At 60.9% G+C, this 21776-nt stretch carries 15 protein-coding genes and 3 pseudogenes; 6 read left to right on the forward strand and 12 right to left on the reverse strand.

The features are described from left to right. Positions 1–277 precede the first annotated feature (277 nt). Together XH90_RS36410 and XH90_RS36415 are read right to left on the reverse strand one after the other, a co-directional pair. Entirely contained in the window at positions 278–901 is a 624-nt protein-coding gene (locus XH90_RS36410) for a hypothetical protein (RefSeq protein WP_313753974.1), read from the reverse strand. Next, positions 898–1736: pseudogene (locus tag XH90_RS36415) on the reverse strand (DUF2493 domain-containing protein); the annotation flags it as partial. The gene XH90_RS36410 and the pseudogene XH90_RS36415, both read right to left, overlap by 4 nt. Before the next feature lie 438 nt (positions 1737–2174). Here XH90_RS36415 and XH90_RS36420 point away from each other — a divergent pair. Beyond that, positions 2175–3032 carry a hypothetical protein gene (locus XH90_RS36420; protein WP_128929800.1) on the forward strand — a complete coding sequence of 286 codons (858 nt, stop codon included), beginning with the start codon at positions 2175–2177 and terminating at the stop codon, positions 3030–3032. Between the two features lie 53 nt (positions 3033–3085). After that, on the forward strand, positions 3086–3217 hold the full coding sequence (locus XH90_RS39675; RefSeq protein WP_256438973.1) for a hypothetical protein: 132 nt from the start codon (positions 3086–3088) through the stop codon (positions 3215–3217). A 135-nt stretch (positions 3218–3352) separates the two neighbouring features. Here the strand turns inward: XH90_RS39675 and XH90_RS40000 are convergent. The 8 genes and pseudogenes from XH90_RS40000 to XH90_RS36445 form a co-directional block, all read right to left on the reverse strand. Continuing rightward, positions 3353–3702, reverse strand: a pseudogene (locus XH90_RS40000) (transposase). After that, on the reverse strand, positions 3599–3844 hold the full coding sequence (locus tag XH90_RS40005) for a hypothetical protein (RefSeq protein WP_371746376.1): 246 nt from the start codon (positions 3842–3844) through the stop codon (positions 3599–3601). The pseudogene XH90_RS40000 and the gene XH90_RS40005 overlap by 104 nt, the downstream one beginning before the upstream one ends. A gap of 48 nt (positions 3845–3892) precedes the next feature. Then, positions 3893–4222 (reverse strand): hypothetical protein, encoded by a 330-nt coding sequence (locus XH90_RS40010; RefSeq protein ID WP_371746377.1) that lies wholly within the window; start codon positions 4220–4222, stop codon positions 3893–3895. A gap of 317 nt (positions 4223–4539) precedes the next feature. After that, the gene (gltB, locus tag XH90_RS36430; protein ID WP_128955105.1) at positions 4540–9261 is read right to left on the reverse strand and encodes a glutamate synthase large subunit; all 4722 of its coding nucleotides are present in this window, start codon (positions 9259–9261) and stop codon (positions 4540–4542) included. A gap of 133 nt (positions 9262–9394) precedes the next feature. Then, positions 9395–9766, reverse strand: coding sequence for a nickel-dependent hydrogenase large subunit (locus XH90_RS39345; protein ID WP_232995620.1), 372 nt, complete (start codon positions 9764–9766; stop codon positions 9395–9397). A 75-nt stretch (positions 9767–9841) separates the two neighbouring features. Further along, positions 9842–10045: a hypothetical protein gene (locus tag XH90_RS39350; RefSeq protein WP_232995619.1), complete on the reverse strand. Its 204-nt coding sequence runs from the start codon at positions 10043–10045 to the stop codon at positions 9842–9844. A 1132-nt stretch (positions 10046–11177) separates the two neighbouring features. Continuing rightward, complete coding sequence (gene glnK, locus XH90_RS36440; RefSeq protein ID WP_128929799.1) at positions 11178–11516, reverse strand: P-II family nitrogen regulator; 339 nt, start codon at positions 11514–11516, stop codon at positions 11178–11180. A gap of 133 nt (positions 11517–11649) precedes the next feature. Then, a complete protein-coding gene (locus tag XH90_RS36445; protein WP_128929798.1) occupies positions 11650–11814 on the reverse strand; it encodes a Trm112 family protein in 165 nt (54 codons plus the stop codon). A 38-nt stretch (positions 11815–11852) separates the two neighbouring features. Between XH90_RS36445 and XH90_RS36450 the strand changes: the two are divergent. Then, positions 11853–12203, forward strand: a pseudogene (locus tag XH90_RS36450) (transposase); the annotation flags it as partial. A 590-nt stretch (positions 12204–12793) separates the two neighbouring features. Here the strand turns inward: XH90_RS36450 and XH90_RS36455 are convergent. Further along, positions 12794–13981 carry an RHE_PE00001 family protein gene (locus tag XH90_RS36455; protein WP_128929796.1) on the reverse strand — a complete coding sequence of 396 codons (1188 nt, stop codon included), beginning with the start codon at positions 13979–13981 and terminating at the stop codon, positions 12794–12796. A 1083-nt stretch (positions 13982–15064) separates the two neighbouring features. Continuing rightward, a complete protein-coding gene (locus XH90_RS36460; protein ID WP_128929795.1) occupies positions 15065–16267 on the reverse strand; it encodes an integrase core domain-containing protein in 1203 nt (400 codons plus the stop codon). A gap of 1170 nt (positions 16268–17437) precedes the next feature. Between XH90_RS36460 and repA the strand changes: the two genes are divergently transcribed. The 3 genes from repA to repC all read left to right on the forward strand — a co-directional run bounded on the left by repA (position 17438) and on the right by repC (position 21093). Then, complete coding sequence (repA, locus tag XH90_RS36465) at positions 17438–18649, forward strand: plasmid partitioning protein RepA (protein WP_128929794.1); 1212 nt, start codon at positions 17438–17440, stop codon at positions 18647–18649. Continuing rightward, positions 18646–19665 carry a plasmid partitioning protein RepB gene (gene repB / locus XH90_RS36470; protein ID WP_128929793.1) on the forward strand — a complete coding sequence of 340 codons (1020 nt, stop codon included), beginning with the start codon at positions 18646–18648 and terminating at the stop codon, positions 19663–19665. Before repA ends, repB begins: the two co-directional genes overlap by 4 nt. Positions 19666–19860: 195 nt before the next feature. Next, positions 19861–21093 (forward strand): plasmid replication protein RepC, encoded by a 1233-nt coding sequence (repC, locus tag XH90_RS36475; protein ID WP_128929792.1) that lies wholly within the window; start codon positions 19861–19863, stop codon positions 21091–21093. The last annotated feature ends 683 nt before the right edge of the window (positions 21094–21776 follow it).

The following is a 21776-nucleotide window of genomic DNA, read 5'->3' on the forward strand; positions in this document are numbered from 1 at the left end:
GGAGAAGCTTGGCGAATTTCGGTTCCTCTGCACAAGAGGTCGGAACGGTTCGGGAAGGAAGAGAAACAATCTGCGGGAATGGGCGGCATCGTCCCGGCAAAGCGGTCAAGCGGTGCGGCGGGTCCAGCCGTGGCAGCTATGTGTGCCGGATCGGAAATCTCCAGCACGTGTTCGAAGGTTTCTGAGAGGACCGTCCGCCTCCTCTGCTCTGGTGAGCATCATCCATCGTCGAGGGTGCTTATTCTGCGACCTGTTCGACGACAAAAGCGCGGAAAGTTCATCCCTCGTTTGCCGCGGCCGTGAGAACGGGGCGGGACGGCTCTCCGCCCGTCCTTTCCGGCTCGATCGGGCGGGTCTTCGAGATGAGCGTCAAGCGCGTGAATGTTGACGAGCCGATGCAAACCGCGCCCAGCCATGCGAAGACCTCGCGCCAAGCCAGCGACGGCGCTCCGATCTGTGAGAGCGCGAACACCACGTGATAGCCGGCAACGGCCGCGGGAACGACGAACACGGCCGCAATTGCAAGTCGCAGGGCCACGTGGCGGCTAAGGGTAATGGCCAGCTGGCCGGCTGCGAGTGTGAGCACAGCGCAAACTGTGCCGACGAGCAGTGCGCCGACAATGCCCGCACCGCTGTTGAACGCCATCAATCCGATATTGATCGCAACAAAAAGCGCAGCGCATAGACCGCTAGCACAACGATCAGCCAGCAAATAGGCCGATACCAGCAATATTGAGAAGAAGCCCGAGGGCGAGCATGGTGGTGGCTCCAAGGCACGCGTGTGAGCGCTCGCGCCTTCCACCACCACCGCAGCCCAGCCGCCGACGTATAAACAAAACGAGGCGGAGTTACGGCGGGTGCGGCCTCGCCACTCGTCGGTTGACGGCAAGACGGCGCTCACGCGCCGCCAAACTTCCAGACCGGAATGCCAAGCCGCTTTGCCTTATCGGCAAGGTTGTCCTGAATGCCCGTGCCGGGGAAATGCAGGACGCCGATCGGCAGCAGTTCGAGCATCGCGTCATTGCGCTTGAAGGGCGCTGCCTTGGCGTGTTTGGTCCAATCCGGTTTGAATGCGATCTGTGGCACTTGCTGGTTGCCCATTTGGAGCCGATCAGCTCGGCGCCTTTCGGTGAAGCGCTGTGCAGCAGAACCATGTCGGGATGCTTGGCGTGCACCTTGTCGAGCCGATCCCAGACGAGGCTATAGTCGTTGAAGTCGAGCCCACCGGTCAGGGCGATCTTCGGACCCGGCGGCACCATGATCTCGGTTTCCGAGCGGCGCTTGGCTGCGATGAAGTCGCGGGAATCGATTATCGCCGCGGTGAGCGTGCGATGGCTGACCAGTGATCCCGACCGTGGGCGCCAAGCAGACCCCGTGTGGACTTCGAAGCGCTCGATCGCCTGGTCGCGGAAGAGTTCGAGACAGTTGCGGCGCTCGATCAGCGAGATGCCCTCGGCGGTTAGGCGCTCAAGCTCGACCGAGCGCACTTCCGAGCCGTTCTGCTCGCGCTGGCTCTTCTGCTGCGCCTGTTCGTTGACGTCGAGCTGGCGCTCGATGCGTTCGACGGCGCGATGGAACAGGTTGACCGTCGGCCAGAGGAGATCATCGAGGTCGGGCTCCAGCCGGGTATCGCTCAATGACGCAACCAGCGCGTCAAACATGTCTGCAACAGCGCCGGTAATGATCCTGGTCTCCGGTAGCGGCCTTGGATCGGGCTGATCGTCGAAGGGACGGTATAGGCGCGACTCAGCCTCTCATTCATGCCATATCGCGCGATCTCCGCCTCGACCCTGGGGATTAGAATCAGATCGTCGTGAGTGTCGGGGATGAGCGATATTGACTGGAAATGCATAAGAACTCTCTGCGGGTTGTTCGGCGACTGATTTCAGTATCAGACGACCATTTCCCGACCGTTTTCATCATTCACGAGTTGATACACGACCGCTACAGACGATCAATGACCAGCCCTGGTAGGAATGTCCCGCAGCCAATGAGGTCCCGTCGTGCGGGCCCATTCTGGGCTACCAACTTCGGCAGGTTGATGCTTGCATTGGATTGGCATCTTGTTTCGCAGCTGCCAGCTGCCGGCGGTACTGTGCAAGCGCGCGGGCGCGATGTTTTGTAGTCGCATAGTTGGCGCAAACAATGGCACTCAGATTTGCCGTGAGGCCCTCATGCGGACAATCGTACTGGACGATCGCGGCCACGCTTGGGACGCATGTTCTTCAGCTCTGCGTAAATGTTTTCTACACTACCCAGTGACCGAATTCGATTTCCTGAGTTATCTCATCAATAATATGGGTTTCGTGACAGTTGCTCTGTTCCGCCCCGGGTCGGCACAGATACGAATCCGGTTTGAGACTGCCACCCCAGTCAGCGTTGCTGCGGCGATCAATCTTGTCAGCGACCTTGGGGTGGAGCGAATGGTCATTTCAAATTCGGTAGACCTCGCCGACAAGTTGTTTTCAACTCGTTCGCAAGCGGTCACATATATAAATCAGCGGCTAGGCGAGCCTTGCCAGCGAGCGGCGACAAACATTCGATACAGGCAGATGCCGATTGAGACTTTGGTAGGCTGCCAAGGTCCACTATCCATGCTTTTGTCCTACTGGGACTGTTCGGACCGAACCGCCGATCTGACAGCTCTGAAGAAGGCGTTGTGCTCCCCAGCCGCGGTCAGGTTCGCCGCAATTGAGGCCGTGGCTGGTCGCCTCACCATTATCGATCTCGGAGCCGGCTTCGAAATCTTCAGCAAGACCTGGCGGGAGAATGCGCCCGGCATTCCGGTTGATGAACAACCGGATTATGAATATGGGCGATGGGTGCATCGTATGTACGAGTCCGTCCTAGAAACGCACCAACCTCGCCTAGATGAGGTCGATGCCAAGATTCTTCGCCCCCATTTGAACGACAAAGTTCAGCTGTCGTACCAACGCCTGATTGTTCCTTTCAAATACGGAAGGCGAGGAGTCACTCGTCTGATCGGCGCGTCGCTAGTGAGACAATCAATCAAACTCTCCAGCGAGTCGTAGGTGACGTGCCCATTAGGCCGCCTCACATCAGGAGGTCCGCCGGGAGTCGACCAGTGATGATCATCGATGCAGTTAAACAGCTGTCAGACCTGATGAAGCAGCCCATTCATATCAAGTCTCCCCGCAACTGTTTGGTGATCACATGCCAACAGCGCGCGATTCAGCAGTTCTTACCTTCGGCTTGAGCCATAACAGCCTGGAAATCCGCAAGCATCTCGTGGCTCGGCATCCAAACGAGACGCATCGCAGTACCCCGAGCGGCGGGGCGATAAGTTGATCCTGGACAGATCAATCCTTGTATAATCGGCATGACCTGCCACTCATCCGGCAGCGGTTAGAGGCTCAGGGTTTTGTACGCTGAGCGGCGCGTGTGTAGCAGCGGACGATCGGCGGAGCTGGTCGGGTTTGCGTAACCGGTCGTCCTTGCGGTGAGTTGGACGGCATAGGCCGCTGGGTGAGGTATTTAGCGACGAGTGAGGGCGCCGGATATCGTAGTCAGCGACCCAGCGGACGATCTTGGCGCGGGTGTCGTCAAGATCGAAAACGGGGTCTTGTTCAGGAGTTCGTCACGCATCGAGCCGTTGGAGCTTTCGATGAAGCCGTTCTGCATCGGCTTTTTGGGCGCAATGAAGTACCAGTCGATGATTGTGTCCTTTGCACCAGGCAGCATGGCATTGGAGGTGAAACTCGGTGCCATGGTCGGACACGATCATCCGTAGCTTGCCCCGTCGCTCGACGAACGTCAGCTCGCGGGCGACGCGCTGGCCCGAGACCGACGTATCCGGAACAGCCCCCCGGCACTTTTTGGTCACGTCATCGACGATGTTGAGAATGCGGAAGTGCCGTCCATGCCGAACTGGTCATGAACGAAGTCCAGCGACCAGCGTGCATTGGGCCTGGCCTGCACCAGAATCGGGGCCGGGTCCCCACGGCCTTGCGGCGAGCTCACCGCTTGCGGACGCGAGTGCTTCTTCCCGATAATGCCGGTAGATCCGGCTGATCCCCCATGGCTCTGCTTCCCGTCGTAAGAGGACGAACACCCGGCGGTAGCCGAACGACCGCCGCCGCCCGGTGGCGAGATCGCGCAACCGGCCGCGCAGCTCCGCATCCAGCGGGCGGCTGGACTGATAGCGGATCATCTTCCGGTCCGCGCTGATGATTGAGCAGGCGCTCCGCACCGACAGGCTCATGACAGCCTGCAGACGGCAGCGCGCGTGGCGGGGGGGCCCCCTCCCCTTCTTTGAAAGGAGCTCGCGAAGGGCAGCCGCATCGAATCTGCTCGGCCAGAAGCTTCTTCAGCTTCGCATTCTCCTCCTCCAGCGTCTTCAGTCGCTTGACCTCGATCCGCCGCCAAGAAACACGGTCCGTCTGGCGAGGCCTAACACGCCTCAATGTTGCATCGCGATCAGTTTGATTTGGTAATTAAAGCTGTCGGCGACGGCCTTGTGTATTTACGAGGCGGTCTTCGCGCCCCACTCACCATGAGATCGTTTTCTTACGCCCCGATTTAGATTTTCGGCTCGGCGTCCGCGTTGGCGGCCAGTTCGCGCAGCGCGCGCCGGTACTCGACCGGCATCACCTTGCGGAATTTAGGCAGCCATTCCTTCCAGTTGGCAAGGATATCGGCGGCGCGCTTGGAGCCGGTCGCCTTGGCGTGGCGCGAGATCAGGACGTGAAGCCGCTCGACGTCGGAGTCGAGCAGGTTCTTGAAGACGTCGACCCGGCCATGCGCCTCGAGGTCACCGGAGTGGTTGTAGGTGCCGGCGTTGATCAGCTCTTCCGACAGCACCGGCTCGAGCTCGACCATCGACAGATTGCACAGCTTGTCGAAGTCACCGGTCTCGTCCAGCACATAGGCGATGCCGCCGGACATGCCGGCCGCGAAGTTGCGCCCGGTCTTGCCGAGCACGACCACGATGCCGCCGGTCATGTATTCGCAGCAATGGTCGCCCGCGCCCTCGACCACCGCCACCGCGCCGGAATTGCGCACGGCAAAGCGTTCGCCGGCGATGCCGCGGAAGTAGCACTCGCCCTGAATGGCGCCGTACATCACGGTGTTGCCGACGATGATGCTCTCTTCCGGCACGATGCCGCTGTTGGCCGGCGGCCTGACGATGATCTTGCCGCCCGAGAGCCCCTTGCCGACATAGTCGTTGGCTTCACCTTCGAGCTCGAAGGTGACGCCCTGCGCCAGCCACGCGCCGAAGGCCTGGCCGGCAGTGCCCTTGAGGCCGACATGGATGGTGTCGTGCGGCAGCCCGGCATGGCCGTAGATCTTGGCGACCACGCCCGACAACATCGCGCCGGCAGAGCGGTTGGTGCTGTTGATCTTGGCCTCGATCTTCACCGGCGCGCCGCGGTCGAGCGCAGGCGTCGCCTTCTCGATCAGCGTGCGGTCGAGCACAGCCTCCAGATGATGGTTCTGGCGCTCGGAGTGATAGATCTTCTGGCCCTTCTCTTCCTTCTGCTTGACGAACAGCTTGGAGAAGTCGAGGCCCTTGGCCTTCCAGTGCGCGACCAGCCTGGTCTGGTCGAGCAGCTGAACCTGGCCGACCATCTCGTTGAAGGTGCGGAAGCCGAGCGAGGCCATGATCTCGCGCACTTCCTCGGCGACGAAGAAGAAGTAGTTGATGACGTGCTCGGGCTGGCCGGTGAAGCGCTTGCGCAGGACGGGGTCCTGGGTCGCGACGCCGACCGGGCAGGTGTTGAGATGGCACTTGCGCATCATGATGCAGCCGGCCGCGATCAAGGGCGCGGTGGCGAAGCCGAACTCGTCGGCCCCGAGCAGCGCACCGATCACGACGTCACGTCCGGTGCGGAAGCCGCCGTCGACCTGGACCACGATGCGGCTGCGCAGCCGCTCGCGGACCAGCGTCTGATGGGTCTCGGCAAGGCCGATCTCCCACGGCGAGCCGGCGTGCTTGATCGAGGTCAGCGGCGAAGCGCCGGTGCCGCCCTCGAAGCCCGCGATGGTGACATGGTCGGCGCGCGCCTTGGCGACGCCCGCGGCGACCGTGCCGACGCCGATCTCGGAGACCAGCTTGACCGAGACGTCGCCCGTCGGGTTGACGTTCTTGAGGTCGTAGATGAGCTGCGCCAGATCCTCGATCGAGTAGATGTCGTGGTGCGGCGGCGGCGAGATCAGGCCGACGCCCGGCGTCGAGTGCCGGACCTTGGCGATGGTGGCGTCGACCTTGTGGCCGGGCAGCTGGCCGCCTTCGCCGGGCTTGGCACCCTGCGCCATCTTGATCTGCATCATGTCGGAGTTGACGAGATACTCCGTGGTGACGCCGAAGCGGCCCGAGGCGACCTGCTTGATCGCCGAGCGCATGGAATCGCCGTTCGGCATCGGCTTGAAGCGGTCGGCTTCCTCGCCGCCTTCACCGGTGTTCGACTTGCCGCCGATCCGGTTCATGGCGATCGCGAGCGTGGTGTGCGCCTCGCGCGAGATCGAGCCGAAGCTCATCGCGCCGGTGGCGAAACGTCTGACGATGTCCTTGGCCGGCTCGACCTGGTCGAGCGGCACCGGCTTGCGCTTTTCTTCCTCCGCGTTCTTGATCCGGAACAGGCCGCGCAGCGTCAGCAGACGCTCCGACTGTTCGTTGAGGATCTTGGCGAAGGCGCGATAGCGCTCCAGCGAATTGCCGCGCGCGGCATGCTGCAGCAGGCCGACCGACTCGGCGGTCCAGGCATGGTCCTCGCCGCGGCTGCGATAGGCATATTCGCCGCCGACATCGAGCGCGGTCTTGTAGACCTGAGCCTCGCCGAACGCGTCGGCATGGCGGCGCACCGCCTCTTCCGCGATCTCGCCAAGACCGACACCCTCGACGCGGGTATGCGTGCCGGCAAAGAACTTGCCGACGAAATCCGCCTTGAGGCCGACCGCGTCGAAGATCTGCGCGCCGCAATAGGACTGGTAGGTCGAGATGCCCATCTTGGACATCACCTTGAGCAGCCCCTTGCCGATCGACTTGATGTAGCGCTTGACGATCTCGTAGTCGTCGAGCGAGCCGGGCAGGCGGTCCTTCATCGCGATGATGGTTTCGAACGCGAGGTAAGGATTGATCGCTTCGGCGCCGTAGCCGGCAAGGCAAGCGAAGTGGTGCACTTCGCGCGGCTCGCCGGATTCGACGACGAGGCCAACCGAGGTGCGCAGGCCCGTGCGGATCAAATGATGATGCACGGAGGCGCAGGCCAGCAGCGAGGGGATCGGCACCCGGTCGGTGCCGACCATGCGGTCGGACAGGATGATGATGTTGACACCTTCGCGCACGGCGACTTCCGCGCGTGCGCAGAGCTCGTCCAGCACCTGGTCCATACCCGCCGCACCGAGGCCGGCGTGGAACGTGGTGTCCAGCGTGCGCGGCTTGAAGTGCGACTCGGCCACTTCCGGGATCGAGCGGATCTTTTCCAGGTCCGCATCGGTCAGGATCGGCTGACGGACTTCGAGGCGCTTGGTGGTGGCCATGCCCTGCAGGTCGAACAGGTTCGGCAGTGGCCCGATGATCGAGACGAGGCTCATCACCAGCTCCTCGCGGATGGGGTCGATCGGCGGATTGGTGACCTGGGCGAAGTTCTGCTTGAAATAGGTGAACAGCGGCTTGGCCTTGTCCGACAGCGCCGAGATCGGCGTGTCGTTGCCCATCGAGCCCGCGGCTTCCTCCCCCGTGGCCGCCATCGGCGTCATCAGGATCGCGATGTCTTCCTGGCTGTAGCCGAACGCCTGCTGGCGATCGAGCAGCGAGAGGTTGGATCGCACGCCCGTGGTCGGCACCTTCGGCAGGTCTTCCAGCACGATCTGGGTCCGCTCCAGCCACTCCTTGTAGGGATGGCTCTTGGCGAGCTCGGCCTTGATCTCGTCGTCGGGAATCAGGCGGCCCTGTTCGAGGTCGACCAGCAGCATCTTGCCGGGCTGCAGGCGCCACTTGGTGATGATCTGGTCCTCGGGGATGGTCAGCACGCCCATTTCGGACGCCATCACGATGCGGTCGTCCTTGGTCACGAGATAGCGCGCCGGCCGCAATCCGTTGCGGTCGAGCGTGGCGCCGATCTGGCGGCCGTCGGTGAAGGCGATCGCGGCCGGGCCGTCCCACGGCTCCATCAGCGCGGCGTGATATTCGTAGAAGGCGCGGCGCTTCTCATCCATCAGCGGATTGCCGGCCCACGCCTCCGGAATCATCATCATGACGGCGTGCGGCAGCGAGTAGCCGCCCTGCACCAGGAATTCCAGCGCGTTGTCGAAGCAGGCGGTGTCCGACTGTCCCTCGTAGGAGATCGGCCAGAGCCGGCTGATGTCCTTGCCGTACAGCTCGGAGCTCACCGAAGCCTGGCGCGCCGCCATCCAGTTGGTGTTGCCGCGCAACGTGTTGATCTCGCCGTTATGCGCGATCATGCGATAGGGGTGCGCCAGCGACCAGGCCGGGAAGGTGTTGGTCGAGAAGCGCTGATGCACCAGCGCCAGCGCGCTCTCGAAATCCTTCTCGTGCAGATCAGGGTAGTACTTGCCGAGCTGGTCGGCGAGGAACATGCCCTTGTAGATCACGGTGCGGCAGGACATCGAGCAGGGGTAATAGCCGGCGAGGCCGCGGTCGCGGCGCTGGTAGATCGCCTGCGAGATCGACTTGCGCAGGATGTAGAGCCGGCGCTCGAACTCGTCCTCGGTCTTGGCAACGCCATTGCGGCCGATGAACACCTGCATGCAGGCAGGCTCGGTCGGCTTCACGGTGACGCCGAGCGAGGAATTGTCGGTCGGCACGTCGCGCCAGCCGAGCAGGGTCAGGCCCTCCGCCTTGATCTGGTCGGCGATGATGCTCTTGATGACGTTGCGCCAGGCGGTGTCGCGCGGCATGAACAGCGCGCCGATGGCGTATTCACCCGGCGCGGGTAGCTCGAACTTGTTCTCCTTGGCCTTGCGGCTGAAGAAGGCGTGCGGGATCTGCACCAGGATGCCGGCGCCGTCACCGGCGCGCGGGTCGGCGCCGACGGCGCCGCGATGCTCGAGATTGCAGAGGATGCTCAGCGCATCCGAGACGATCTCATGCGACTTCTGGCCCTTGATGTTGGCGATGAAGCCGACGCCACAGGAATCCTTCTCCAGGCTCGGATCGTACAGGCCTTCGGCTTTGGGGCGGGAATTGTGTTCCTGAATCGGATCGGTCGTTTTCGAGGCGACCGTCGCCGACAGCTCTTCTGCCACGATGTTTCCGCGCTCGAATTGCGACCCGTTCATTGTATTCCTCTTTCGACATTGGGTGCACTCCAACTAGCCAGTTCGCATGCGGGTTCTTGCCGCCGTAACAGCACGTGGAGTTTGTCGACGTCCTTCTAGAGATCGAGCGCCTGCAGGCAATGTGCCACCGCCATTAGGTTCGCCTACGGCGAAAGCTTGTACGCTGGGTGCCTCGAAAATGCGCTCTTGAATGGATCGAGTTTCTTTGTTTGCACGAGCCTGGTGAGCCTGGTGAGCAGTAACGCGACGAATGAGATCGATTGCGCAAGTGCTGAGGCCGCCTTGGCGTCAGCCTCGACTGCGAAGACCGCGCCGACCGAAGCCAGCCCAATCCAGAGCATGCACGTGACAAAAAATGCACGAGATAGTCATGCATAGTTGCATGATGTAACAGGTTTAAACTGGGAATCTCCCGGATGACGATGCCAAGCGGTTCACTACTGCGCGCAGGTGCCGGCGCGTGCGTGCCGGTACAGACCCAGCAAATTCGCTCGGTGAACGCCAAGGCATCGCGCGCCCAATACCACGCCGCATCGTCTCGTTGAGACCGCGTTGCGGATCACATTATCGGAATCGACATTCACCTCGATAAGCAGGTGAATTCGATCCTGGTCAGCGGATCGACAAGATCGCCCTCGCTGGAGTTACCGAGCGTGAATCGGTTGGGCGTCTGAATGCCCATCATTGTACTCTCTGAGTTCGACTGAATTCGTGGGCGGCGCTTCCGCGCTTGCTCGTAAGGCATTTCAGCCCCATCACATGCCGCATGGACGAACGTCGCCATGGTGTTCTCAATACCGAATTGCTGCGCACTCTGGTCGAGCAAGCGTTAGGTGGTTTCCCCTTGCAGCCATTTTGTAGAGGCAATAGCCCTTGCTAGCCTGCTCGTCGTCCATTCTCGGCCAACCGGCCGGCATCGAAATGCCCGCGACGTTAGCACTTGTCTGGATGCGGTGGATTGTCTTGAGCCGCGAGGTACTTGGCCCTTACATTTGGCCCGCATTTGCCGGAAAGATTGCCTCGGGTTGGCCTCCAGCGGCCGCCATGATAGCCCGTCGCGCCGAGCGAGATCATCGACAGCCCCGCTTCCTTAAGCGGCGGTTTGCGATGATCCGCATAAAGCTCTCCAGGCAGCAAGTGCACTTGAGCCCGTGCATACAGATTACGCAGATGCGCAGCTTGGTCTTAAGAGCTCAGGCAGTACGGCGGCTACGAGCTGTCAAAGCCCGAGGCTCGCTGCAGCGGGACGGCATAAGTTGTGAAAACTTCGCCGCGTGATGCTCTGGCGCCTGGACTGAATGTCGAAACGCGCCGACGTTGTTCGAAGGACTTTGCAAGAAGTTGACCATCGTAGCTTGGCACTCTCCTCTACATGCATGCCCGGGAGCTCGCGAGGGTACAATCTCATGGTCGAAGCATTCTTCTCCCGCGCCTCATTGTCGCGGGAAGCGGTCAGATGTGGCGCTCATCACGAGAATGCCCAACGCTCAAAAACATCATCGCCGACCGCCACACGGCCGCCCCGTTTCCGTCGGAACGCAAACGCGCCTACTGTCTGGAACGTGCCAAACTGTTGGCGAACGCGACGGTACCTTTAGTGACACGGTCCGCAATGCGGCGCATAGGCGATCTGCTGAACAGCACGACGTGCTGCTCAGCAATCGGCCCGAGTTCCTCCGCCGCATTGAAGGAATGCTCCCGACGCGATGCTTCCGGTTCCGAGAAAGCGATCGAGGGCCAGCTCTAGCGAGTGCGGCGCCGGTTTGCGCGATCGGACTACAGCGACCCGAGCCGCTGTCGATAGGCCGCGGTGCATCTCGCGAAAAACACGGTTCCGATCCGGAAGAACTGCGCGCGAACTGGCACGGCACCACACCGAAGCTCGGGTTATCGAAAGGTAGATCCAGGCCGCGAAATCAAAGGGCCGCGGCGTCGGTCTCTCCGGTGCGGATGCGGACCGCGTGGACGAGATTGATGACGAAGATCTTGCCGTCGCCGATCTGCCCGGTTTTCGCAGCGGACGTGATGGCCTCGATGGTCTTGTCGACCTGATCAGAAGCGACAGCGACCTCGATCTTGATCTTGGGCAGGAAGTTCACGGCATATTCGGCGCCGCGATAGATTTCCGTATGGCCCTTCTGACGGCCATATCCCTTGACTTCTGTCACCGTGAGACCGTGAACACCAATGTCGGTCAGGGCGTCACGGACGTCTTCCAGCTTGAATGGCTTGATAATTGCCATAACCATTTTCATGGGTTCTATCCCCGCTTGGGCCCGGCCCGGAAGTGGCCGGGCGTTTCTCGACTTGTTCGCCACGACGGTAAAGTTTCACTACCCGAGCACCCAGGCTCTTGAGATCAAATCCCGTGCCAGATCGCCGCTTTGCCTAACGGATTATGAAAACGGGCGGGTCAGCGAACTTGCGCGATCGCGAGATCAGCTCCTGCTTGGCCGAGCCAAATTCCAGCGGGTCCTTAGTCAGCGGGCAGACGAGGATCTGCAGCAATTTTTGATCGAACACTATTTCAGGGCGTTCGGCGGACGCTGACATCGGCGTCTCCGGCATTGCCTCTAACAACGCCCCGGCGCATGCCGGCAAAAAAGTGGACGCCGCGTCGTCTCAGCGTTCATTGCTACTGCGTTTGCCCAGACGATGCGGAGACAGAAAAGGCGCAATGGTGCAAGGTCGCCGACCAGCTCCGCCAAAATTGCCCAAGCTTGCGCGCTTGCTGGCGAGGCTTGGACCGATGTGCTGGCCTATGTGACCTTCTCGCCGCAGCCCCGGACCAAGCAGCACTCCACCACCCAATCGAGGACCTTAACGACGAGATTAAGCGGTGCACCGAGGTGGTCGGCATCTTCCTGAACGAAGACGCCATCGTACGCCTGATCGGCGCGATCCCGCTCGAGCAAAATAATGATGAATGGGCCGTCCAACGCGGCTGTTGCATGACTCTGTAAACCGCTGCCAATGAATGATGCAGCCTTCAGCCTTCAGCCCTCCGGCAATCGCCAGCTGATCTGCCCGGCTCCTGCCTACGATCGCGGTGATCGCCGCCAGCGACACCACGCAACGGGATACGATTGCCGCGGTCGGGATACCCTGTCATTCTCGTAGCGCCGGAGCCCAAGGAAAGGATGCAGATGATACATGGGCCTTAGCCCCATCGACAAGCCCACCACCCGCTATCGTTTTCGCCTGTGGGTGGTCACGAGCATCGAGTCCCCTGTCCGTTCGCGGCAGGCTGAGCTTAGGAGAGCCGCCGAGCTCAAGCGCCGCAACGGCATGGGCAGCAGGACTTTAGGCCGTTCCAAGGTCACGAGAACGAAGCCTGCGGCAGATCGGCCGTTTGTCCATCTCTCTTGTTGAGTCCGAGTCATGGAGGAGGGGATCAATCGGTGCGGAGGCCCGCTTGGGCGCAAGCTGTATTTTTCAAGAGTCTCGGGAATTCTCGATGGCGGGGTTGATCCTGCGGGCATTAGGAACCGGCAGATTGGTCGTCTGCTGGCACTCGGGTAGGTTATCTTTTTTAGAGAACACCCCAGGCTCGGTAACGCCCTCGTCCAGTGGTCTCGCGCAGACCAAGCTCATTTACGAGACTCAATGCTGCACGCGGTGTGATATCCAGCTCTTCTGCGATCATGCCGGCAGAAACGACTGGCCGGCTGAAGACGTAATCGATAAGCGCCGGCAATTTCGACGTCGATCGATGGCCGGCCACCCTTCGAAGCATCAGAGTGCGTTCGTTCAGCCACCTGTCGTGCGTCTTCAGGCCAATCTCACCAGCGGCCGTGATGGCCTCAAGCTCCGCGACGAGACGGGTTGCAAGGTCGCGCGAGCGGCGTCGCTCACGCGGGATCGTCTTCAGCCCCTCATGCAGGCAAGCCAGGTGTGAGCGTGCTTTTCTCCGATGACCTAGCAGCGCAGACGTAAGCAGCTGGCCAAGCCAGGGTCGGTGCTGAAGGGGCTCGAGACTGCGCCAGCTGTCCGCGGCAATGGCCGCCGCGAGCGTCGGAGGCAGGCTCCTGCTTTGCTGAAGGCCGCGTCTCCAGACGGCAAGACGCTTTTCTTCGTCCCAATCGGGGTCGTAGACCAGTGGATCCCGCTCGGTCATTCGACGGAGATCGCTGGTTAAGATCTGGTCGGTCTTGGCGATCGCGGCGTCGATTTCTGCGAAAGCCTGCGCGAGTCCGTCATTGCTCTGAGTTACAGAAGAGTAGTCGTGGGTTCTCGGCACATGGCTGTCCTGCTCCGCCTCATGATGCGTAGTTCCGATGTTCGGCGGTTCGCAGTCCTCCTCTTCTATTCCATTTGTGCCGGCTAACCCGCGCAGATCGGTGATCCCGACGGACGAGAGAGCCCAGTCGGGGCCCTCGCGGTGAATGCGCCGGCGGGCGCGGAGTACATCGCGAGCTCGGCTCAGCTCGTGAGTTGGCGCACGAACATCCATGCCAGCGTCATGAAGAACGAGATCTTCGAGGTGGACGAGTTCGCCTTCCAGCCATAGAGTGGCGCATGCGTCGGTGAAGTGCGTCCGACTAATCCAACCGTCTCGGATTGGGCTTTTCGCAAGGCGCTCATCTAGACGGGCTAAAGCATCTTCCGCGGCTGCGAGCGGAAGTGCAATCGCCGACCAGGGCAACGGTTCTGGTATTTTGTAGCTACTAGACAACGCCTTGATAACTTTGATGAGAATCGGCGACACGGAAGCTATCATGTCGCTAATTTCCGTCATAGCGACATAGCTTCAACTGCTATGATGAGCGTGCAAGCGTTAGTGCCGATCGGTCTTTAAACCGATGTCGGAGTCCTAGCCTCTATTCTCCTTCCTCGGCCGTCCGCCTGTAGAGCTGTAGAGCAACCCGGTTGGCATCATTACTACCGGCGGGGGCAGTTGCTGGGCGGCTCATCTACAAGCGGCGATGGCCCCCCACTGGGCCCCGCATGAGTCTGGCGCATGATTAGGCAGTCTGTAGCGGCGGTGCGAAGGTCATATCGAGAACTACCCCTCGCGGAGATAGCAGCCAGATTTGGCGAGTAGGCGTGGCAACGGTCGTCTTGAAGAGTTCAGTTCCGACCAGCTAACGGCGTATCGGCGGATGGTCAAAGAACGGTTACGAGACTTCTTCAAGAAGGGTTCGAACGATTAGCCAACCGTAGTTCGATTTGGAGCTTCGCGGGCCTTCACTCGCTCTGGCCAGTCGTGAGAACGCCTGTATCAAAGGCCTAGATTGAGCTAGGCTGTGTTGTCAGCTGACAACGTTTTGCTGCGAAGTGTTGGTGTCGGATTCACCATTAAAATGCATTAACCATGTTTCGCCGGACGCGCGGGCTACAAGTGCTCGAATGGGCGACCCGTCGGAATTCTGCAGATCACCTAGGAGGTGTTGTCAGCTGACAACGCCGACTCGCCTGCTTTCTCATCGCGCCTCTTTTGCCCTCCCCCACATCGCACAAGATGTTGTCAGCTGACAACAGTACGGGGGCCGACCGCAGACTACGAGACAAAGGCTCTTGAGCCGGTTCCGAGCGGGGATCGTCTCGAGCGGGATGGATCCATCCGAGCGGTAAATTGCCGGATCAACAATGTAGTTTCCTCAAGCGCCTTACCCGACCAGTCCATCTGTGTCGGTTTGGGGTGCAGTCTAGTCCCCGCTGGGACTGTCGAGGCTCGACCAAAAGTTGGAGGCCCCTTCGGGGGCAGTGGCGTGGTATGCGAGTACTTCAATCGCGCGGGTTGCATGGTCCACCGGGTTGATTCCTGACATTTTGGACCGGGCTGATGCCTGACAATATTCGATCATTGTTCTCCTGTCTGCGGCGTTTCCTGCGCGATGCGGAGCCGCGCGCGCGGCGGAGCAAAGCGCAGGAAACGCCGCTCGCAATTGATCAGCCCGAGATCGCGACCGCAGAAGCGCACGAGGTGGCCGCTAGTGTCGTGCTCACAGAGGCCGACGAGCTCACCTGCGAGCGCCTCGCCAACGAAAACGTGCTCGCCGCGCCATTTGATATCGCCGGTGGGACGCACCCGGCGAACCTCGTGATCGGCGTCGTACCAAGGGTCATCGAGACGGCGTGGCAAGGTGCGCGAGGGCGACTGCCAGAGTTTGACGGGCGGCATCTGGTCGAGCGCCTCATGTGGCCGCTCCTGGTTGAAGTGGTGGCGGAAGGCATCGAAGCGGCGTTGCTGCTCGGCGACCGTTGCCGCGGGCGGCTTCGTGGTCTGGGCCTTCAGCGTGCGGTGCATGCGCTCGTGCCGGCCGTTGTCCTGCGGGCTCGCCGGGGGGATGTAGCGCGGTTCGATACCGAGCTTGAGCCACCATACCGAGAGCGCCGAAAGGCCGCCCGCCCCCGTCGATCCAAACGGTGCACCATTGTCGGAGCGGATCGCGGCGGGAAGGCCGATGTCCTTGAAAACACGTTCCAGGGCGCTCCTGACGCCCGCCCCCGTCGGATCGACGATGCGCACTTCGATAAGATAGCGGCTCGCCGCATCGGTGATGGTCAGCGGATCGCAGCGGTTGCCGTCGCGGGTTCGGAACCAGCCCTTGAAGTCGATCGCCCATTCTTCGTTGGGTGCGCTTGCCGGCGCCGCCACCTCGCCTTGCGCAATCGCCCGGCGTCGGCGCCGACGCGCCTCGACCAGGCCCTCACGCTTCAGGATGTCGCCGATCGTCGAGGCTGCCGGCCAGTCGACCTCCGGCCGCTCATGCTCAAGCCATGCCTTGATCTTCTTCGGGCCGAAATGCGGAAACCGCTGCCGCGTCGCGACGATGCGATCGGCCAGCCGCCCCGCCGTCGCATGCGGGCAACTCGCCGCCGCGTGGCTGCGCTCCTCGAACCAGCGCCGCTCCCCGCTCTCCCGACGCCGCTTCCAGACGTAGAACGTCTCTCGGCTGACGCCGTGCCGCGCGCACAGCTCCGTCACCGAAAATGCCCCCGTCTCGTACTCTCGAAACAACGCGACACGCTCCTCCACAGGACTGCTCTCCCTGAAAGGCATCGCCTGATCCTCCTTCGAATCAGACGAGCCTTGCCTGTCAGGAATCAACCCGGTCTAATCTGTCAGCACTCAGCCCGGTCTGTACCCATCCAGCCCCCCGCCCGGCATGCAAGCAGCGGGTGGCGCATTCCTCGCTCGTGCCGCACCATTGCCCGCTTGATGGATTGGACAGCGCAACGCGAACGCTAGCGCCATTCGCCGTCTCCAGGCGTCATCCGTTTCCCTTGCCGCTAGTTGTCCCGCATGTTGTCAGCTGACAACAGTGCCGTGGCAACCGTGGAGCGTGGGGTCCGTTCACCTGCCGCTCGTTTCGCTAGGCTCAGAAGCCCCGAGCGACCAAGGAGGAGTCCGGGGTGGCCCAGGTAGCCCTGAACCAACGGCGAGCATCAGAAAACCCGCCAACTAATTCACCGCTCGGACCTCTTCCGGAGTTAAGGCGGTGAGGAGGTCATCCGTGGTCATGGCGGGTGGTTTGGCCTCGGGCCGCGTGCGGACGGTACCATGTTATAGCGGGTCCTAGGCGCGTGGCCGCTCGCGTAGCGAAGCCTGCAATGCGCTCGGTCTTTCCCGTTTCTTTGTGGCCGGGCCTAGTGACCGCCATTCTCTCCCTTGGCGAAGGCTTGGCGCGATAACAAAGCCGTTGTCGCTCATGCCGGATGTTGAGGCCGCAAAAGTAGGTGATGACATCGTGTTGAGAAAGGCACCGCACCTTTCCTCGTCACGGCGGATTTGGGAAAAAGCCAGGCACGAAGCTTCGCGTCGCGACGCGGATGAACTCATGGTTGGCGCCGCGGCTGTCCCCTTTTGGGAATCATGAGTGATGCGATAGCCGGTACTGAGAATCTGGCGAAGCCTCTAACGTCGGTACGGAAGCCCCGCCGGGCTGAGCGGCGCTCCGGCCCGCCAGTTCCAGATCCGTATGCGGCTTAATCCAAAGCGGGGCAGGATGCGGCCAACGCCGGCCGGTGACACCTTGATCGCTGGCGCTGCCGCGCACAATGCCTCGACGGCTAAGGTGGCTGTGGGTGGCGGGGGGTCGGCGATGAATGGGTCTGGAGGAGCGAGCGCGCAAAGTTAATCCTTTCATTCTTGCGCCGACTCGGGAATCGTGTTGAGTCTGCAGACGGTAATCCGCCGTCTGAGCTGCAAAAACCGTTTTGGATTGGAAAGATGAGAGTTTTTGAGACAGAGGAGGGGTGGCCGGAGACAGCGAGCGCGCGCATTTCCTGCCATGCCACTCTACTCTCTGGTCAACTCCGCTCGTTGGGCGCCGCCCTTTTTCCACCAGCGGCTGCCAAGACTCTTCGCCCGTTCTCCTCCGGAGAGGTGGCCAAGATCGTTCGCGTGTCAGACGGCTATTTGCGGCAACTTTCCCTCGACGGCCTGGGACCTGCCCCCGCGATCGGTCATGGCGGGCGGCGGTCGTATACCTTAGCTCAAGTGAATGAGCTGCGGGCCTATCTGGCTGCAGCCCGCCCGCGGGAGGCAGTTGATTTTCTCCCACGGCGGCGCCCCGGCGAAAAGCTTCAAATCATCACGGTCGCTAATTTCAAGGGCGGCTCGGCCAAAACAACGACCGCCCTGTATCTGGCCCAATATCTCGCCCTTTCCGGCTTTCGAGTTCTGGCCATCGACCTCGATCCGCAAGCCTCTTTGTCGGCCATGTTCGGCTATCAGCCGGAATTCGACATTGGGCAAAGCGAAACCATTTACGGCGCCATCCGCTATGACGACCAGCGCCGCCCCATGCGTGAAGTTGTGCGGCCGACCTATTTCGAGGGTATAGGCCTAGTGCCTGGCAATCTCGAACTCATGGAGTTTGAGCATCACACGCCGCGCGCCATGGTCGAGCGCCGCGAACGTGGACATGATCTTTTTTTTCGCCGCCTAGCGAGCGCAATCGATCAGGTAAGCGACGACTATGATGTCGTGGTGATCGACTGCCCACCTCAGCTCGGCTACCTGACGATGGGCGCTTTGAATGCGGCGACGGCGATGCTGGTGACAATCCACCCGCAGATGGTCGATGTCGCATCGATGAGCCAATTCCTTCTGATGACGTCGGATTTGATGTCCGTCATCGAGGAGGCGGGCGGCCGCCTCGATCACGATTTCATCCGCTATGTGATCACGCGCCATGATCCGAATGACGTGCCTGAGGCTCAGATCGTTGCGCTGCTGCGCAATCTGTTCCGCGAAAACGTGCTGCAAGCGACAGCCTGGAAATCCACTGCGATCTCCAATGCTGGCCTGACAAAACAATCGCTCTATGAGCTTGACCGCGGATCCGTCGGACGCGGCGCCTATGACAGGGCGGTTGAATCTGTCGATGCTATCAATGCGGAGATCGTGCAGCTGCTGAAGAAGGTGTGGGGACGATGAGCAAGCGCACGGATGCTATCAGGGGGCTTTTTACTGCCGCACCTCAGACGAGTCCGTTGTCAGCTGACAACACAGCACCAGCGCCGCTGGCGCGGGTGTCGTCAGGTGCTGTGCGCTCGCTGAAGGAATCTTTCTCAGAAGTTGAGAAGGAGAATCAGGAGCTTCGGGACAAGCTCACATCTGGCGCGACGATCGTAGAGATCGATCCCGGTCTGATAGATCCCTCGCCCGTGTCTGATCGTTTTCGCGACGACGACACGGCTTCTTACGAACTTCTCAAGCAATCGATTTCGCAGATCGGCCAGGAGGTTCCTGTCCTCGTCCGCAAGCATCCGACAATGCCGGGACGATATCAGAGCGCTTATGGTCATCGCCGGGTGCGTGCCGCGCGCGAGCTGGGTATTGCCGTCAAAGCGATCCTAAAACCGCTCTCCGACGAAGCCCTCGTCGTGGCACAAGGCCTTGAGAACGCGCCGCGGGAGGATTTGAGCTTCATCGAGCGCGCGATGTTCGCAATGCGCATCGAAGATGCCGGGCACAAGCGCGCAGTCGTTCAAGACGCGCTCGCAGTCGATAGGGCCGAAGCGTCAAAACTGATTGCGGTTGCGAGATCCATTCCGCCCGACATTATCGATGCTATTGGCAAGGCCCCAAAGGTTGGCCGCGGGCGATGGCAGAGCTTTGCTGATCTCTTGGCGGATGCGTCGGTGATCGACCGCGTAAGGGCGGCGATCGGGGACGACAAGTTCGCCGGCCGTGAGTCAGACGACAGATTTCTGACGGTGTTCTCGGCCGCGAATAAACCTGCTGCAACTCGCCAATTCGCGCGATCGTCTGCTGTGCTCGCCTCAGATGGACAGCGCATCGCTCAGGTCCGTCAGGGCGATCGAGAACTCAAGTTGACCATCGACAAGAAGGTCCCGGCGTTGTTCGCGGACTTTCTTATCACCCAGCTTCCGAACCTGTTCGAGACGTTTTGCAAATCGGACAGATCCGAGGAGACCACCGGGGCTTAGCCGCCTCATGAACAACCGCGAACCAGGAGCAGCACGGCAAAAGAAAAAAGGCCCCCGCAACGTCACCGTCCCGGAAGCCTCTCTTCGTAGTTTGGCGACTAAAGAGAATCACTTCCGCGCACCATAGTCAAGAGTCTTGTGAGAGACGGCGCCGTTTCGGCGAGCAGATTTTCTTTGCCCGCATAAGGCAAAGACATGCAATCACGTGCCCCAACGACGCCCTTTGGGCGGCGCTCGTTGAAGCTTGCCCATGTGGCAACACAAGTCGCAGTATCGACCAGGCCATCGGAAAAGATCGTCCATAAATGGAAGATCTTTCAGGCCATCTGCATCGCAAGGCCGCGCCTCGGTATCTCTGAGCGTGCGCTGACGGTGCTGGATGCTCTGCTCAGCTTTCATCCCGAGACTACGCTCACGGGTGAGGGTGACCTCATCGTGTTTCCGTCAAACAATCAGCTGACGCTGCGAGCTCACGGCATGCCGGTGTCCACGTTGCGGCGTCATCTCGCTGTGCTTGTCGACGCCGGGCTCATCGTTCGCAGGGATAGTCCGAACGGCAAGCGCTACGCTCGCAAAGGCAGCGGCGGTGACATCGAGCGCGCCTTTGGCTTTGACTTGTCGCCACTCGTCGTTCGCGCCGAAGAGTTCGAGAGGCTGGCTGAGGAAATCAAAGCGGAGGCTCGTGCTATCAAACATGCGCGCGAGCGCATCACACTCTGCCGTCGTGACATCGCCAAGATGATTGCAACGGGCATCGAGGAAAACGTGCCGACCCACAGGGAATGGAAGGGGCCGGCTGATTGGGACGAGGTGCATCGGGCATTCCGTTCGATCGTCGAGACGATTCCACGCCGGGCGACCTGCCAAGAACTTGAGGCGATCGCCGACGAACTATCGCAGCTTGCCGACGACGTCCTCAATCTGCTGGAAACTCACGTCCAAGCAGCAAATATGAGCGCCAATGAGTCCCATACTGAGCGTCACTTACAGAATTCAAACCCAAACACTCTTACTGAACTTGAACCTAGCCTCCAAGAAGGCAGGGCGGCGAGTACCGAGCCGCAACCACAACCGGCGCGATTTGCGGAAGGCTCCTATCCTTTGGGTATGGTCTTGAGCGCATGTCCAGACATCGTCGACTACGCCAAGGGAGGGATTTCAAACTGGCGCGATTTCATTGCGACTGCGGCGGTCGTTCGATCCATGCTTGGCATCAGTCCCAGCGCGTGGGAGGAGGCGCAGAGCGTCATGGGGGAGACTCAGGCTGCAATTGTGGTCGGCTGCATCCTGCAGCGAGGGGAGGTCATCCGTTCAGCCGGCGGATATCTGCGGGGGCTGACGCGAAAAGCCGAGGCCGGCGAATTCTCGCTCGGGCCAATCCTAATGGCGCAGATCAACTCACGACTGCACGAAAAACGAAGGGCCTAACGGCTAGTCTAGGTAAGTGTCTCTTGGGCCCAGCGGCTCGGGCCGTCGCAGGTTTGATGTTGAGGTTCAATTTGAAGAGGTCTTGGCTAACGGACTGGGCGCGAAGGCGACAGCACCTCAAGAAACGTCAGGCCAACATTGCGTACGGGCTAATGAGCGGTGACACCCACAGATTAGATCGTATGCGCCGTCGTTTTGCAACGACCTCAAGGCGCCTGATTCGTTCGCCGCAGCGCAGCAATTATCCGCCGCCAATTAAGCCCTTCGAATCTGTCTTGGCCTTGCATCGCTGTCTTTACGTCATGGCGCGCAGCCACGGCTGGCGCCATGGCGTCGACCACCGCCGGTACGAACTGCGGAACGTCCGCTTTTGTTGCCGGCGCCAGGTAAACACCTGTTGCGGTATCAGCCCGTGTCGTCGGGCATCTCGTCGCCGCCAGCGCCCACGAGTTTTGGCCGAGTGATATGCCTCGATAATGCTGCGCCGCGCTCGAGCATAGCTCTATAAGCCGCGCGACCATGCGTCCGCGAGTCTAAACGAAATGCTCAGGTCCGAGAATTATAAGGCTAACGTTTCTCATCTGCGACCTGCCGTGTGGGTAAACAAAAACCTGATCTGACGATCAGCCAAGGCACGAAGGCAATGCGCAACGGAACCAATCGTGCCGGCCGTTTAGACGGTC

The organism is Bradyrhizobium sp. CCBAU 53338, from assembly GCF_015291665.1.
Classification (GTDB): Bacteria; Pseudomonadota; Alphaproteobacteria; order Rhizobiales; family Xanthobacteraceae; genus Bradyrhizobium.

What these genes read in the sequence shown, in the direction of transcription:
- XH90_RS36420 (WP_128929800.1), top strand. Translation starts at nt 2,175, where the DNA reads ATGCGGACAATCGTACTGGACGATCGCGGCCACGCTTGGGACGCATGT.
- XH90_RS40010 (WP_371746377.1), bottom strand. Translation starts at nt 4,222, where the DNA reads ATGAGCCTGTCGGTGCGGAGCGCCTGCTCAATCATCAGCGCGGACCGG.
- gltB (WP_128955105.1), bottom strand. Translation starts at nt 9,261, where the DNA reads ATGAACGGGTCGCAATTCGAGCGCGGAAACATCGTGGCAGAAGAGCTG.
- XH90_RS39350 (WP_232995619.1), bottom strand. Translation starts at nt 10,045, where the DNA reads ATGGCGACGTTCGTCCATGCGGCATGTGATGGGGCTGAAATGCCTTAC.
- glnK (WP_128929799.1), bottom strand. Translation starts at nt 11,516, where the DNA reads ATGAAAATGGTTATGGCAATTATCAAGCCATTCAAGCTGGAAGACGTC.
- XH90_RS36445 (WP_128929798.1), bottom strand. Translation starts at nt 11,814, where the DNA reads ATGTCAGCGTCCGCCGAACGCCCTGAAATAGTGTTCGATCAAAAATTG.
- XH90_RS36455 (WP_128929796.1), bottom strand. Translation starts at nt 13,981, where the DNA reads ATGATAGCTTCCGTGTCGCCGATTCTCATCAAAGTTATCAAGGCGTTG.
- XH90_RS36460 (WP_128929795.1), bottom strand. Translation starts at nt 16,267, where the DNA reads ATGCCTTTCAGGGAGAGCAGTCCTGTGGAGGAGCGTGTCGCGTTGTTT.
- repA (WP_128929794.1), top strand. Translation starts at nt 17,438, where the DNA reads ATGAGAGTTTTTGAGACAGAGGAGGGGTGGCCGGAGACAGCGAGCGCG.
- repB (WP_128929793.1), top strand. Translation starts at nt 18,646, where the DNA reads ATGAGCAAGCGCACGGATGCTATCAGGGGGCTTTTTACTGCCGCACCT.
- repC (WP_128929792.1), top strand. Translation starts at nt 19,861, where the DNA reads ATGCAATCACGTGCCCCAACGACGCCCTTTGGGCGGCGCTCGTTGAAG.